This is a genomic window from Pengzhenrongella sp. (genome assembly GCF_036565025.1).
Lineage (GTDB): Bacteria > Actinomycetota > Actinomycetes > Actinomycetales > Cellulomonadaceae > Pengzhenrongella.
Genome location: NZ_DATCNW010000165.1, coordinates 1 through 13206, shown reverse-complemented (window position 1 = coordinate 13206; position 13206 = coordinate 1). Strand labels below are relative to the sequence as shown.

The following is a 13206-nucleotide window of genomic DNA, read 5'->3' as shown; positions in this document are numbered from 1 at the left end:
CCGGTGAGAGGGAGAGATGAGTCCTGCACTTCCGGACGGGGATGCGGCGCCCGACGACGGCGCGCTGCCGGGCTCTGTCGCGGCCGGCGCCGCTGAGCGGGCGTTCGGGCTGTATGTGCACGTCCCGTTCTGCACGGTGCGCTGCGGCTACTGCGACTTCAACACGTACACCGCGAGCGAGCTCGGCGGCGGGGCGAACCAGGACGCGTACGCGGACACCGCGCTGCGCGAGATCCGGCTCGCGGCAGGCGTCATGGAGCGCGCCGGGCTGCCCGCGCGTCCGCTCTCGACCGTCTTCGTCGGCGGCGGGACCCCGACGGTGCTGCCTCCGGGCGACCTCGCGCGGATGCTCGACGGCGCCCGGTCCGCGTGGGGCCTGGCCCCCGACGCCGAGGTCACCACGGAGGCGAACCCCGACTCGGTGACGCCCGCCTCGCTCGCCGAGCTGGCCGCGGCCGGGTTCACCCGCGTCTCGTTCGGCATGCAGTCCGCCCAGCCGCACGTGCTCGCAACCCTCGAGCGCACGCACGACCCGCTTCGGATCCCCGACGTCGTGCGCTGGGCGAAGGACGCCGGCCTCGCCGTGTCGCTCGACCTCATCTACGGCACGCCGGGGGAGTCCGTCGACGACTGGCGGGCGAGCCTGAAGGCGGTGCTGGCGACCGGCGTCGACCATGTCTCGGCGTACGCGCTCGTCGTCGAGCAGGGCACCAAGATGGCGGTCCAGGTCCGCCGCGGGGAGCTCGCGCTGCCGACCGAGGAGGACCAGGCGATCAAGTACGAGATCGCCGACGACCTGCTGACCGCGGGCGGCCTGCACTGGTACGAGGTGAGCAACTGGTCGCGCACGCCCGAGCAGGCCTGCCGGCACAACCTCGCGTACTGGCGCGGCGACGACTGGTGGGGCATCGGACCGGGTGCCCACTCGCACGTCGGCGGCGCCCCGGACGGCGGCCTGCGCTGGTGGAACGTCAAGCACCCCCGGGCCTACGCGGGGCGGCTCGAGGCCGGGCGGAGTCCCGCCGCGGGCCGCGAGACGCTCGACGCCGCGACCGCGCAGCTCGAGCGGGTGATGCTCGGCGTCCGGCTGTCCGGCGGCCTGCCCCTGGACCGGTTGTCCGAACGGGCCAGGCGCGAGGTCGCGGCCCTGGTCGCGGACGGGTTGCTCGACGGTCGGGCCGCGCTCGGCGCGGACGGCGGCGAGCGCCGCGTGCTGCTCACGCTGCGCGGTCGGCTGCTGGCGGACGCCGTCGTGCGTGCGCTGACGGACTGAACCGCACCGCTCCCGATCGAGACGCAACGACGCCCCGCCAGGTCAACCCGGGCGGGGCCCCGTTCGTGCGTCGCTGAGCGTCATGTCCGACGACGGCTCACGTGATCATGCGGATGCTGATCGGGTACCGGTACAGCTCGCCCTGGCTGGACTTCACGGCGGCCATGATGGCGAACACGATCGACAGGACCCACGCCGCGAACAGGATGATCAGGCCGACCCCGATGAAGCTGAGCGCGCCGCCCGCGATGTAGGCGATCAGGAGCGTGATCTGGAAGTTCAGCGCTTCCTTCGCCTGGTCCTCCACGAACGCGCCGCGGCCCTTGAACACGAGCCAGACCACCAACGGAACAACGAACGAGACGAACACGCCACCGATGTGCGAGAGCACCGACCACAGCTGTTGGTCGGACTGGGAGAGCGGGGGCGCGACGCCGTACGCGGGCGGCGGGTATGCACCCTGCGGCGCGCCGTACGCCGGGGGCGGCGCGGCGTACCCGGCCGGAGGCGGTGGAGCCGCGTACCCGGGAGCCGGCGGGGGCGCGTACCCGGGAGCCGGCGGGGGTGGTGCCGCGTACCCCGGAGGTGGCGGCGGGGCCGCGTACCCGGGCGACGGCGGCGAATCGGGCCCGTCCTGCGGCGGGTCGGCGTTCTCGGGCGGGTTCGCGGTCATTTGATCAGCTCCAGGGAGAACGGGTACTTGTACGCCTGGCCGCGCTGGACCGCCTGGTAGCCCTGGACCGAGAAGACGATGGCGACGATCCAGACGGCGAGTTGCAGCAATCCGGTGAGGGGGACCCCGGCAATCGCGAGAATGGTGCAGGCCACGTAGCCGAGGGCCACGGTGATCTGGAAGTTGAGCGCCTTCTTGGCCTCCTGGCCGACGAACGCGCTGCGCTCGCGATAGACGAGCCAGATGATGAGCGACGGCAGGAAGAACAGGATCCCGCCGAGGTGCGCGAGGCCGGCCCACTGCCGAGTCTGGGCGTCATCGAGCGGGACCGGAGCGCCGTAGGGCGGCGGCGGGGGGTCGTAGTTCGGGGGCTGGTTTCCGCCGGGGGGCTGTGGCGGGTTCTGCTCAGACATTGTGGGCCTTTCGCCGGATGCAGGGACAAGCTGACCGGGCGGCCAGTTGCCCACGTCAAAGACTAGCCAGAACGCACTCCCAAAGACCAGTGTTCGCAGGTCGAGGGCGCGCGCGGGCAGGCGCTAGGCGAGGAGCCGCCAGCTCCGGCCGGCCGGGTGAAATGTGCGGCGCGCGGCGCCGATCACCGTGACGTCCTGCGGGCCGACGCAGCGCGCGATGTCGCCGGTGACCACCACCCCGCCGCGTTCGGGGATGGCCAGGATGGTTTCCCCCGTGCTCGCGGCCCGCAGGCTCAGCTCGGGGTCCAGCTCCGGTGTGTAGTGCGGGCGGACGACGAGGCCCGCGATCAGGTCGAGACCCGCGGTGTTCGTGACCCCGGCGTCGTTCGGGTCCGCGCTCTCGGCGATCGCGATGTCGGCACCGAGCAGCACCGCTCCCGCGCTGCCCCCGTACAGCCGCCCGCCGGTGGCGACGTAGTCGCGCAACGGTGACAGGAGGTCGTGCCGCTGCAGGTGGTCGAGAAGGTCGAAGGTGTTCCCGCCGCCGACGAAGACGACGTCGAAGCTCTCGAGGTCTGGCGCGCCGCGCCCGGGGAGGAGCGTCCACATCTCCAGGTCGAACCGTCCGCGGGGCGCAAGGCTGTCGCGCAGCCAGCTCCGGCCGCGCCCGTGCTCCGAGGCCGGCAGCGCGAAGGGCAGGTACAGCACCCGCTGGCCGGACTCGAACAGCTCGTCCCACAGCGGCGCCTCATCGCACTCGGAGCCGCCGCCACCGAGGAACACCGATCCCGTCACCCGTCGATCGTGCCATCCGCCGGCCGGTCAACCCGGTCCCGACGGCCCCATGACCTGGGGCCGGAGTCACGAGCCGGGGCTCGCGCCGACGTCGGCCTAGGCCGTGACGAAGTCGATGAGCTCCTCGACCCGGCCGAGCAGCGATGGTTCGAGGTCCGCGTAGCTGCGCACGGCTGCGAGGATCCGCTTCCAGGCCCGCGCGACGTCGGCCTGCTCGGCAGCCGGCCAGCCGAGCTCGCGCAGGATCCCGAGCTTCCACTCGGTCTCGCGCTCGATCGTGGGCCACGCCGCGAGCCCGACCCGCTCGGGCCGCACCGCCTGCCAGACGTCGACGTACGGGTGCCCGAGCACCAGGACCGTTCCCGCCGGTGCGATCCGCAGGGCGTCGTGGGCGATCCGGCTCTCCTTGGACCCGCGCACCAGGTGGTCGACGAGGACCCCGACGCGCCGCCCCGGCTCGGGGGCGAAGTCCCGCAGCGCGTCGGCGAGATTGTCGACGCCGTCGAGCAGCTCCACGACGACGCCCTCCACGCGCAGGTCGTCGCCCCAGACCTTCTCGATGAGCTCGGCGTCGTGCTTGCCCTCGACCCAGATCCGGGACCCCCGGGCGACCCGCGCCGGCGTGTCGTGCACCGCGACCGAGCCCGACGCCGTCCGGCTCGGCCTGGCCGGCGCCGCCGGGCCCTTGGGTGCCGTGAGCACGACGGGCGCGCCGTCGACCCAGAAGCCCGGGCCGAGCGCGAACGTCCGGGTCGCGCCGCGACGGTCCTCGAGGACGACGACGTGCATGCCGCCCGACTTCTCCACGCGCACGACGGCGCCCACCCAGCCCGAGGTCACGTCCTCGACCACGAGACCGGGCGTCGCGGTCATGGGCGTCGACGTAGGCCGCCGGGGAGCGTGGCCCCCGTCCGAGCCGGCGGCGAGGATGTCGTTGCGGTACCGATCCGTTGGGCTCACCGCGGCAGCCTAGGGCGTGAGCCCCCGACTTCCCGGGCGGACACGCGCCCGCGCCCGCGCCCGCGCCCGCGCCCGCGCCCTGGTGCTGCGGCTCGATTTCGTCATTCTGACGCGAGTTCGCCGGTTCAACCGAGACCGACGAACTCGGCTCAAAAGGGCGAACTCGAGGGTGGGGGAGCTGCTGGCGCCGCTTCGCGCACCGTCGGGCATGGGTGAGTCTCTATGCAGCCCTCTGTGCAGCGAACGCGCACCCTGGGTGCACTTTGGCTGCACTGAGGGCTGCACTGACGCGTCGACCCGCTGCACCGACGTGTCGACCGACGTCGGCGCTCGTGCGCCGACGCCGGGCCGCACAGGGATATCTCGTGCGAGCCGCCGGCCGTCAGCCGCCGCCCGACGTTGGTCGCTGGCGAGTTCGTCGTTTCGACGCGAGTTCGTCGGGCGAACGGCGAAAACGGCGAACTCGAATGAAAATGACGAACTCGGCGGCTCGTCCGGGGTGCGCGGGTAAACAGTGCGTGACTTGTGGTGGATATTCGTGCTGGCGGTGCTCACTTGGCGACGACGGGGCCCGCTGGGGAAGGGGATCTCGGCGCCGAATCTCTCGTCCGGTCCGCCCATACGCTCCTCGAGCGAAGGGTCGCCGGAGTCGATGCAAGCGTCGAAAGACGAGCTCAAGCCGACTCCAGGGCTCGTTTGTGCGCCGAGATGCGAGTTGTTGTCGTGTTTCGCGGATCTGACGACAACAACTCGCATCTCGACGAGGACGGGCGGTCTCGCGACCACGTGTGTGGACGGTGCTCGGCCGTGACGGGCGACCGATTGCGCGAACAGGCATCGAACTGCTCGCTCGCGAGCGTCCCTCGCAATCGGCGCTCAGCAGGCGCTCAGCTGAAGACCACTCCGGTCAGGGTCTGGTTCATGTGCCCGAGCCACGTCTCGCCGTAGGTGTGGAAGCCCGCGAGCGGCACGTCCTTGAGCACGTTGACGAATGCGTCGGTCTCACCCTTCGCATCGAGCTCCAGCCGGCGCAGGATGCAGTTGAAGAGCACCGCGCCGCTCGCCACCCCGCCGATCCTTCTCACGGCGGCCGCGAACGCGGCGGACGTCTCGGCGACGATCTCGCCCGACTGCATGACGTCGACTTCCATGCCTTCGAGGATCTGGGCGTAGAACTTGATGCCGCCGGTACCCGTGAGCTGCTGCGGGCTGCGGATGAACGGGGCGTCGTCGATCATCAGCCCGACCGGGTGCTCCATGAACGCCGAGCTGTCGAGGTCGGCCGGGTCGCGGCCGATCGCCTCGGCGTACGCCTCGACCGCGGGTCGGCCGTCGAACTCGTGCACGACGCGTTCGGTGGTGTCGGCCTTGGTGACCTGCAGCACCGCCCCGGTGGGGGTGAAGGTGCAGGTCTTCAGGACCGTGAACGGACCGGTCGTCTCGCACACCACGAGTGCCGCGCCGTGGAAGGAGACCCGGTCGCCGACCGACACCCAGGTGTTCTTGAACATGAGGTCGTCGCCCGCCGAGCCCCCGACGATGTCGAGCACCGGCGCGGCGTTGCCGAGCGCGATGTTGACCTCCTCCTCGGCGCCGTGCATGCCGTCGATGAGCACGAGACCGAGGTTGCGGGCGGGGTCGAGGGTCCGTAGCTCGGTCCCGAGCTCGGCCTCGATCGCCCGCACCGCCTCGGCGGTGCCGGCGGCGATGTCGGCGGTCAGGTCCGCGAGGGCCGCCGCGCGCCGCGAGATGACCGACGTCGGCAGGGCGACGGCACTGATGCCCCCGATCCCGGAGAACACGTTCGTGAACTCCCCTGCGGTCGAGCAGCCCAGCACGACCGCTTCGGGGAAGCGTGCCGTGAGCGGGCCGGCGAGGTCGCCCGGTTCGTAGGCCGAGGAGGCGAAGAAGAGCACGACGGCGGCGTCCTGTCCGGCCAGGCCGTCGCGCAGCTCCGAGGAGACCGCGTCGACCGCTTCGCGAGCGGTCCCGGTCGCATAGGCGCGTGCCGCGCGGTTCGAGGTGGTCGAGCTGTTCATCGTTCCTCCAGTGGAGTCGAGCGGGCGGCCGGTCACAGCTGGTACCCCATGTCGGTGAGAGCGGACACGACCTTGCCGATCGCGACCGGGTCCGACGCCTGGGTGGGCTTCGGCATCCGGAGGTTGACGCCGGTCCGGAGCAGCACTCGCGTGGAGACCGAGCGGAACGACACCTCGCTCCCGACGGACGACAGCAGCGCGCTGGCCACTTGGTCGAGTGCTCTGAACGACGACATCTGCGGTTTCCTCCATCGACTCAGGTCGCGCCTCGACGGCGCGCCGTACTGCCGACCTATCGGCCGGCGCCTGAGCTCGTTGAGCCGTCGGACGGACGTCTTGCCCCCGGACGAGTGGTCGAGAGCCCGCCACCGGCCGGTCAGTTCCGGCCGTGCCACCGACTGATCGCGACCCCGGCGAGGCACACCGCGCCACCCACCAGCACCTGCGCGGTCGGCACCTCGGACAGCACGAGCCACGACATCGTCACCGACACGACGGTGACCAGGTAGCCGATCGGCCCCAGCCGGCCCGCGGGCACCCGGTTGAGCGCGTAGGCCCAGGTCGTGAACGCGACGGCGGTCGGGAAGACGCCCAGGTAGACCACGCCGAGGGTTGCCCGGCCCGAGACGGTCGGCAGCTCCGCGAGCAGCTGCGGTGCGAACGGGAGCAGCGCGATCGCTCCGACGAGGCAGCCGAGCCATGTCGCGTGCAGCCCGTCCAGGTCGCGAAGGATCACCTTCTGGATCAGGACGGCGCCGGCGTAGAGCACCGCCGCGACCACCCCGAGCACGAGCCCGACCGAGTCGTTGTGGCCGGGCGAACCGGCACCCGTCGCCATCAGCGCGACGCCCCCGAACGCGACGAGGCAGCCGAGCAGCAGCGGTCGGGACAGCTGCTCGGAGAGAAACGCGACCGCGCCGACGGCGATCAGCAGCGGCGCGATGTTCACGACCAGCGCGGCGGCGCCGGCGTCGATGTGCCGCTCGGCGGCGTTGAGGGCGACGTTGTAGCCGGCGAACCACGCCGCGGCGTAGGCGAAGACCTGGATCAGGGTTCGGCCCCGGGGGAGCAACGGTCGCCCGCGCCGGCTGAGCACGGTCGGCACGGTCAGCGCGAGTGCGGCCACGGTGACGCGGGCGAGCGCCATCGGCCCGGGGGACAGCTCGGCGCCGACGACTCGAATAACGACGAACGCCGAGGCCCACAGCACCACCGTCACCCCAGCCGCAGCGATCGCGAACCCCCCGCCGCGCGGTGAGATCGCCGCCGAGAGTGGAGTAACCGCCCTCCTGACGCGCGTCAAACGGGCGGTTACTCCACTCTCGGCGGAGGGTGTGCTGGGGGACGGGGGACGGGGCATGCGGTGATCGTGGCAAGCGACGATGCATCAGCACAAGCGATGCTTTCTTCATTTTTGTTAAGTAGCGCTGTATCGTTGCGTCCATGATCGACCTGCACCGGCTGCGCGTGCTCAGCACCGTCGTGGCCACCGGCTCCGTGAGTGCCGCCGCGGCGGTGCTCGGGTACACACCCTCGGCGATCAGTCAGCAGCTGACCGTGCTCCAGCGCGAGACCGGGCTCCAGCTGGTCGAGCGGCACGGGCGCGGGATCGAGCCAACGGCCGCCGGGCGCACGCTTGCGGCCGGGGCGCGCGGCGTGCTGGAGGCGATGAACGGCATCGAGGCCCTGGTGGGGGACCTGCGCGCGGGGCGGGTAGGAACCCTGTCGATCAGCTACTTCGCGAGCGCGGGCGCAGCCTGGATCCCTGCAGTCGTCGCGGTGCTGATCTGCGAGTTCCCGGATCTGCGTCTCGACCTGCGGCTGAGCGAGCTGCGCGCGGCGGGTGACTCCGACCCGGACCTGGAGGTATTCGTCGGCTACGGCGGCCCGGGCCGGCCCTGGCCGCCTGTCGAGGGTCCGCCCGCCGGTTCCACGGTGCACCACCTGCTCGACGAGCCCTTCGTCGCCGTCGTACCCGAAGCACACCCCCTGGCAGGACGGTCGAGGGTCCCGCTGCGCGACCTCGCATCCGAGCAATGGGTCGACAACGACTTCAACCGCGGCCTGTGCCGGCAGGTCGTGCTCGACGCGGCCGCCGGTGCGGGGTTCGTGCCCGATTTCCGGATCGAGACCCCGGACGACGCCAGCGCCCTCTCGTTCGTCGCGGCCGGGGTGGGGATCACCGTGCTCCCTCTCCTGGGCACCCAGCACCTGCCGCGCGGCGTCGTCGCGGTGCCGATCGTCGACCCGACGCCGGTCCGCGGCGTCTACCTCGCGGTCAAGGCCGCCGTCGAGCGGCACCCCGCGTCCGTCCGAGCCCTGGAACTCTTCCGCGAGCGAGTTGCCGGGCACCCGGCGGCCGCCTCGTGACGGCCGGCCGCCGAGCCCCGCGAGCACGCGGACACGGCTCAGTCGCCGGGTATGGCCGGCAGCGTAGAATTGGCACTCGCGGGTGGTGAGTGCTATCCGCCGGACGCTGCGCGAGGAGGTGTGATGGTCGAGGACCGCAGGCTGGATGTGCTGCGCGCGATCGTGGAGGACTACGTCCAGACACGTGAGCCCGTCGGTTCGCGCGTGCTCGTCGAGCGGCACCGCCTGGGCGTCTCGCCGGCGACCATCCGCAACGACATGGCCGCCCTCGAGGAGGGCGGGTACATCGCCCAGCCGCACACCTCGGCCGGGCGGGTACCGACCGACAAGGGGTACCGACTCTTCGTCGACCGGCTCTCCACGGTCAAGGCGCTGTCCAGCCCCGAGAAGCGCGCCATCCAGGTCTTCCTGGACAACGCGGTCGACCTGGACGACGTCGTGGACCGCTCGGTGCGGCTGCTCGCGCAGCTGACCCAGCAGGTCGCCGTCGTGCAGTACCCCTCGTTGCGGCACTCCGCGATGCGCCACCTCGAGCTCGTCATGGTCGGCGAGCGCCGCCTGCTCGTCGTGATCATCACCGACACCGGCCGCGTCGAGCAGCGGACCCTGGAGCTCGCCGGGCCGCCGACGGACGTGCTGATCGCCGAGCTGCGGACCCGCCTGAACGCCGTCGCGCTCGGCCGGCGCCTCGCCCAGCTCGTGGGCGCGCTCGCCGTCGTGCCGGACACGTTCGCGCCCGACGACCGCCCGCTGGTTCGCTCGGTGATCGCGATCATCGAGGAGACCCTGGCCGAGGAGATCGAGGAACGGATCGTCCTCGCGGGCACCGCGAACCTCGCGCGCGGTGGCGGAGCGGACTTCACACACTCGCTGAGCCCGGTGCTCGAGGCCCTCGAGGAGCAGGTCGTGCTCCTGCGGCTGCTGACCGAGATGGCCGAGGACTCCGTCGGGGTCGCGGTCCGGATCGGGCACGAGACCCAGCACGAGGGGCTGCTCGAGACGAGCTTCGTGACGACCGGTTACGGGGGCGACGGCGACGTCGTCGCGCGCATCGGTTCGATCGGTCCCACCCGCATGGACTACCCCGGCACCATCGCCTCGGTCCGGGCTGTGGCACGCTACTTGTCCCGGATGCTCGCCGGGTGACCCGAGCCTGCGGCCTCGCGAGGTACGCAGAACCCGCCAGGCACGCCGAACCCGCAATGCACGCAGAAAGTGACCAGTGAGCGACTACTACCAGATCCTCGGGGTCGCCCGGGACGCCAGCCCCGAGCAGATCAAGAAGGCCTACCGCAAGCTCGCCCGCGAGCACCACCCGGACGTCGCCGAGGCCGAGGGCTCGGAGGACATGTTCAAGGACGTGTCGCGGGCCTACGAGGTCCTCTCCAACCCCGAGAAGCGCCGCCAGTACGACATGGGTTCCGACCCGTCGTCGGCCAGCGGCGGCGGGATGGGCGGCGGTGGCTTCGGCTTCCAGGACATCTTCGAGACCTTTTTCGGCGCCCAGCAGGGCGCGAGCGCCCAGCGCGGCCCGATCCCGCGGGCCCGCCGCGGCCAGGACGCGCTGGTCCGGCTCGACCTGGACCTCGCCGACGCCGTCTTCGGCGTCCGGCGTGAGCTCCAGGTGGACACGGCCGTGGTGTGCACCACGTGCGCCGGCTCGTGCTGCCGCCCGGGCACCTCGCCGCGTACCTGCGAGGTGTGCGGCGGGCGCGGCGTCGTCCAGCGCGTCGCGCGCTCGTTCCTCGGTCAGGTGATGACGTCCTCCCCGTGCGCGGCCTGCCACGGCTTCGGGACGACGATCCCCGAGCCCTGCCCGGACTGCTCGGGCGAGGGCCGCGTCCGCTCGCGCCGGACCCTCGTGGTCGACGTGCCCGCCGGCGTCGACACCGGCACCCGGATCAAGCTCACCGGTCAGGGCGAGGTCGGCCCCGCCGGCGGCCCGTCCGGCGACATCTACTTCGAGATCCGCGAGCGCCAGCACGACGTCTTCGTGCGGCGCGGCGACGACCTGCACTGCAACCTCGAGGTGCCGATGACCGCGGCGGCGCTGGGCACGGTGCTCTCGCTGGACACGTTCGACGGCGCCCAGGACGTCGACCTGCGCCCGGGCACCCAGCCGGGACACGTCCTCACGCTCAAGGGGCTCGGCGTCGGGCACCTGCACGTCGGCGGGCGCGGCGACCTGCACGTGCACGTCGACGTGCTGGTCCCGACCGGGCTCGACGAGGAGCAGGAGCAGCTCCTGACTCGGCTCGCGACGCTGCGCGGCGAGGAGCGCCCCGAGGCGCGGCTCTCCGGCGCGCACGGCAAGGTGTTCTCCAAGCTGCGCGACAAGCTCTCCGGCCGGTGACCCGGACGTTGCGCGCGTCGCGCGTCGCGCGGTGAGCGCGCCGGTCTTCCTCGCGGAGCCCGGCGCGCTCGCGGGGTACGACGCCGGGTCGGTCTACCTGCTCGGCGGCACCGAGGGCCGCCACGCGGGCGTCGTCCAGCGCCGCGGCGCCGGAGAGCGCGTCGACGTGGTCGACGGCGCGGGGGTCAGGCTCGTCGGGACCGTCCAAGAAGCCGGGCCCGACGGCGTTCACGTGCTCGTCACCCAGCGCGTCGAGGAACCCGCGCCCGACGTCGCGCTCGTGCTCGTGCAGGCGCTCGCCAAGGGCGACCGCGACGAGCTGGCCATCGAGGCCGCGACGGAGGTCGGGGCGGACGCCGTGCTGCCCTGGCAGGCGGAGCGGTCGATCGTGGTCTGGCGGGGCGACCGCGCGGCGAAGAGCCGTTCCCGCTGGCAGGGCACGGTGCGGGCCGCCACGAAGCAGTCCCGCCGGGCCCGGATGCCCGCGGTCGAGACGGTCGTCGACGGGCGTGGGCTCGCGGCGCGGATCCGGTCCGTGGTCGACGCGGGTGGCGCGGCGCTCGTGCTGCACGAGGAAGCGGCCGTGCCGCTGTCCACGGTCGTGCTGCCGACCGCAGGCACGCAGCCGCGCGAGCTGCTCGTCGTCGTCGGCCCGGAGGGCGGGATCAGCGCGCAGGAGCTCGCCGTGCTGACCGGCGCCGGGGCGCAGGCCGTCCGGCTCGGCCCGCACGTGCTGCGGACGTCGACGGCCGGGCCGGTCGCGCTCGCGCTGCTCGCCCAACGGCTCGGCCGCTGGGACGCGCCCTGACGGTGGTTGCTAGGTCGGCCGGTCGGCGAGCTGCTCGAGCAGGGCGACCGCGTCCCCGGTAGAGGGCATCGCGGAGATCTCGGCCGCAAGTCGCGCCGCGGCGTCGCGGTAACGGGGCTCGGTGAGCGCCGCCGAGGTGGCCGCAAGGACGTCGTCGGGCGTGAGCATGCGGGCGTCGAGCTCTTGCCCGACACCAAGGGCGGTGCATCGGGCGGCGTTCAGCGCCTGGTCTGCGCCCATCGGGACGCACACCATCGGCAGGCCGTGGTCGAGCGCGCCCAGCACGCTGCCCGAACCGGCGTGATTGAGCACGGCGTCACAGTGCGGGAGCAGCAACGACTGCGGCACGTACTGCTCGACGTGCACGTGCGGCGGCTGTGGCCCGAGCTCGGCCGGATCGACGCCGCGGCCGACCGTGACCACCACCTCGATCGGCAGCCGGCGTGCTCCGTCGAGAACCCGGCTGAACAAGTCGCCGGACTCGGTGTTGAAGATGGTGCCGAGCGTGATGTAGAGCACGCGCCGGCCGGCCAGCTGGTCGAGGAGCCGGGAGCCGACCCCGCGAGGAGGGTTCGGCTCGGAGCGGAAGTAGTGCGCCGTCGGTGCAAGCGGGTCGCCGGGGTCGCGAAACGTGGCGGGGAACGGCGAGAGCACCAAATACCGGGCCAACATCAGCAGATCGGGATCGGCGGGCAGGCCGTAGGTGGCGCGAAGCAGGCTCAACGGCTCCGCGATCCGCGCCGGTTTCACGAACGAGCCCGCGCCGATCACGATCACGCTCGCGTGCGGGATCCCCAGGCGCTCGGCCACCACGGCGCTGCCGAAGTCGATCTCGTCGCGGACGACGACGTCGGGTCGCAGGTCCTGGCAGAGCGGGAGCAGCGCTGCGGCCCGGGCCGCAGCCAGCCGGCCCGCGAAGTGCTCCCTGACCACCCGGTACTCGTTCTCCATGTCGATGGCCTGCAGAGCGCGACGCTGGGGTCGGACGTCGGGACCGGTCGCGACGAACTCCAGCCCGGCGCCGCGCACCGTCGGTCCCAGCGACCTCGCGCCGGTGACCGTGACCTGGTGGCCCGCGGCCGCGGCAGTTCGCGCCAGCGGAAGCATCGGCTGTAGGTGGCCCTCGCCGCCGGCAAAGGTGAAAAGCAGCCTCACCCGCCCCCCCGGTCGTCCTGGCATTCCTGGTCGCGCATCAGCGGCGCGCCGCACAGTCTGTCGCGCTCGGGCGCGGGCGGACGATTTGCTGCGCGTCGAACTGGGAGACGTTGTCGTATTTCGGCGTCCAGCGCGACAACAACTCCCAGTTCGCGGCGGCGCGAATCGGCGAGCGTGAGTTCGCTCGGTGCGGCCGCGAGCTCGCCGATCGAACAGTGTCCGAGTTCGACACCTCCGGGTTCGCGGGCTCGCTGCCCCCCTCGTCCCTCGACCCGCGACGAAGGCCCGCTGTCCGGGCAGCCGGCCGGCTCGACCTCAGTGCAGCGCTCTGTGCGGCGCTCAGTGCAGCGAAAGTGCACCAAAACGT

Annotated in this window: 14 protein-coding genes; 5 read left to right on the top strand and 9 right to left on the bottom strand. The window is 72.3% G+C overall.

Annotated elements, in window-relative coordinates:
• Nucleotides 1–16 precede the first annotated feature (16 nt).
• Nucleotides 17–1273: a radical SAM family heme chaperone HemW gene (hemW, locus tag VIM26_RS09355; protein ID WP_331950431.1), complete on the top strand. Its 1257-nt coding sequence runs from the start codon at nucleotides 17–19 to the stop codon at nucleotides 1271–1273.
• Nucleotides 1274–1370: 97 nt separating this feature from the next.
• On the opposite strand, the gene VIM26_RS09350 is transcribed toward hemW, so the two are convergent.
• From VIM26_RS09350 to VIM26_RS09320, 7 genes are all read right to left on the bottom strand, one after another.
• Nucleotides 1371–1946: a DUF4870 domain-containing protein gene (locus tag VIM26_RS09350; protein WP_331950429.1), complete on the bottom strand. Its 576-nt coding sequence runs from the start codon at nucleotides 1944–1946 to the stop codon at nucleotides 1371–1373.
• A complete protein-coding gene (locus VIM26_RS09345; protein WP_331950427.1) occupies nucleotides 1943–2359 on the bottom strand; it encodes a DUF4870 domain-containing protein in 417 nt (138 codons plus the stop codon). Before VIM26_RS09345 ends, VIM26_RS09350 begins: the two co-directional genes overlap by 4 nt.
• A 123-nt stretch (nucleotides 2360–2482) precedes the next feature.
• On the bottom strand, nucleotides 2483–3154 hold the full coding sequence (locus VIM26_RS09340; RefSeq protein ID WP_331950425.1) for a Type 1 glutamine amidotransferase-like domain-containing protein: 672 nt from the start codon (nucleotides 3152–3154) through the stop codon (nucleotides 2483–2485).
• Nucleotides 3155–3250: 96 nt separating this feature from the next.
• On the bottom strand, nucleotides 3251–4114 hold the full coding sequence (locus VIM26_RS09335) for a DUF3097 domain-containing protein (RefSeq protein WP_331950423.1): 864 nt from the start codon (nucleotides 4112–4114) through the stop codon (nucleotides 3251–3253).
• An 887-nt stretch (nucleotides 4115–5001) separates the two neighbouring features.
• Nucleotides 5002–6153, bottom strand: a complete 1152-nt coding sequence (locus VIM26_RS09330; RefSeq protein WP_331950421.1) for an FIST signal transduction protein — start codon at nucleotides 6151–6153, stop codon at nucleotides 5002–5004.
• A gap of 32 nt (nucleotides 6154–6185) precedes the next feature.
• The gene (locus VIM26_RS09325; protein ID WP_331950419.1) at nucleotides 6186–6389 is read right to left on the bottom strand and encodes a hypothetical protein; all 204 of its coding nucleotides are present in this window, start codon (nucleotides 6387–6389) and stop codon (nucleotides 6186–6188) included.
• A gap of 140 nt (nucleotides 6390–6529) precedes the next feature.
• Nucleotides 6530–7363 carry a DMT family transporter gene (locus VIM26_RS09320; RefSeq protein WP_414696466.1) on the bottom strand — a complete coding sequence of 278 codons (834 nt, stop codon included), beginning with the start codon at nucleotides 7361–7363 and terminating at the stop codon, nucleotides 6530–6532.
• Between the two features lie 233 nt (nucleotides 7364–7596).
• Between VIM26_RS09320 and VIM26_RS09315 the strand changes: the two genes are divergently transcribed.
• The 4 genes from VIM26_RS09315 (at nucleotide 7597) to VIM26_RS09300 (ending at nucleotide 11684) form a co-directional block, all read left to right on the top strand.
• The gene (locus tag VIM26_RS09315; protein ID WP_331950417.1) at nucleotides 7597–8523 is read left to right on the top strand and encodes a LysR family transcriptional regulator; all 927 of its coding nucleotides are present in this window, start codon (nucleotides 7597–7599) and stop codon (nucleotides 8521–8523) included.
• Nucleotides 8524–8646: 123 nt separating this feature from the next.
• Nucleotides 8647–9669 carry a heat-inducible transcriptional repressor HrcA gene (gene hrcA / locus VIM26_RS09310; RefSeq protein ID WP_331950415.1) on the top strand — a complete coding sequence of 341 codons (1023 nt, stop codon included), beginning with the start codon at nucleotides 8647–8649 and terminating at the stop codon, nucleotides 9667–9669.
• A 76-nt stretch (nucleotides 9670–9745) separates the two neighbouring features.
• Nucleotides 9746–10876, top strand: a complete 1131-nt coding sequence (gene dnaJ / locus VIM26_RS09305) for a molecular chaperone DnaJ (protein ID WP_331950413.1) — start codon at nucleotides 9746–9748, stop codon at nucleotides 10874–10876.
• Nucleotides 10877–10907: 31 nt separating this feature from the next.
• Entirely contained in the window at nucleotides 10908–11684 is a 777-nt protein-coding gene (locus VIM26_RS09300; RefSeq protein ID WP_331950411.1) for a 16S rRNA (uracil(1498)-N(3))-methyltransferase, read from the top strand.
• Between the two features lie 9 nt (nucleotides 11685–11693).
• On the opposite strand, the gene VIM26_RS09295 is transcribed toward VIM26_RS09300, so the two are convergent.
• Both VIM26_RS09295 and VIM26_RS09290 read right to left on the bottom strand, forming a co-directional pair.
• A complete protein-coding gene (locus VIM26_RS09295; protein ID WP_331950409.1) occupies nucleotides 11694–12839 on the bottom strand; it encodes a glycosyltransferase in 1146 nt (381 codons plus the stop codon).
• On the bottom strand, nucleotides 12836–13206 hold a 371-nt coding region (locus VIM26_RS09290; protein ID WP_331950407.1), incomplete at its 5' end, for a hypothetical protein. The genes VIM26_RS09290 and VIM26_RS09295, both read right to left, overlap by 4 nt.

Bases quoted from the DNA above. Each gene is read 5' to 3' on its own strand.
- VIM26_RS09345 (WP_331950427.1), bottom strand. From the start codon at position 2,359: ATGTCTGAGCAGAACCCGCCACAGCCCCCCGGCGGAAACCAGCCCCCG.
- hrcA (WP_331950415.1), top strand. From the start codon at position 8,647: ATGGTCGAGGACCGCAGGCTGGATGTGCTGCGCGCGATCGTGGAGGAC.
- VIM26_RS09350 (WP_331950429.1), bottom strand. From the start codon at position 1,946: ATGACCGCGAACCCGCCCGAGAACGCCGACCCGCCGCAGGACGGGCCC.
- VIM26_RS09325 (WP_331950419.1), bottom strand. From the start codon at position 6,389: ATGTCGTCGTTCAGAGCACTCGACCAAGTGGCCAGCGCGCTGCTGTCG.
- VIM26_RS09330 (WP_331950421.1), bottom strand. From the start codon at position 6,153: ATGAACAGCTCGACCACCTCGAACCGCGCGGCACGCGCCTATGCGACC.
- hemW (WP_331950431.1), top strand. From the start codon at position 17: ATGAGTCCTGCACTTCCGGACGGGGATGCGGCGCCCGACGACGGCGCG.
- VIM26_RS09315 (WP_331950417.1), top strand. From the start codon at position 7,597: ATGATCGACCTGCACCGGCTGCGCGTGCTCAGCACCGTCGTGGCCACC.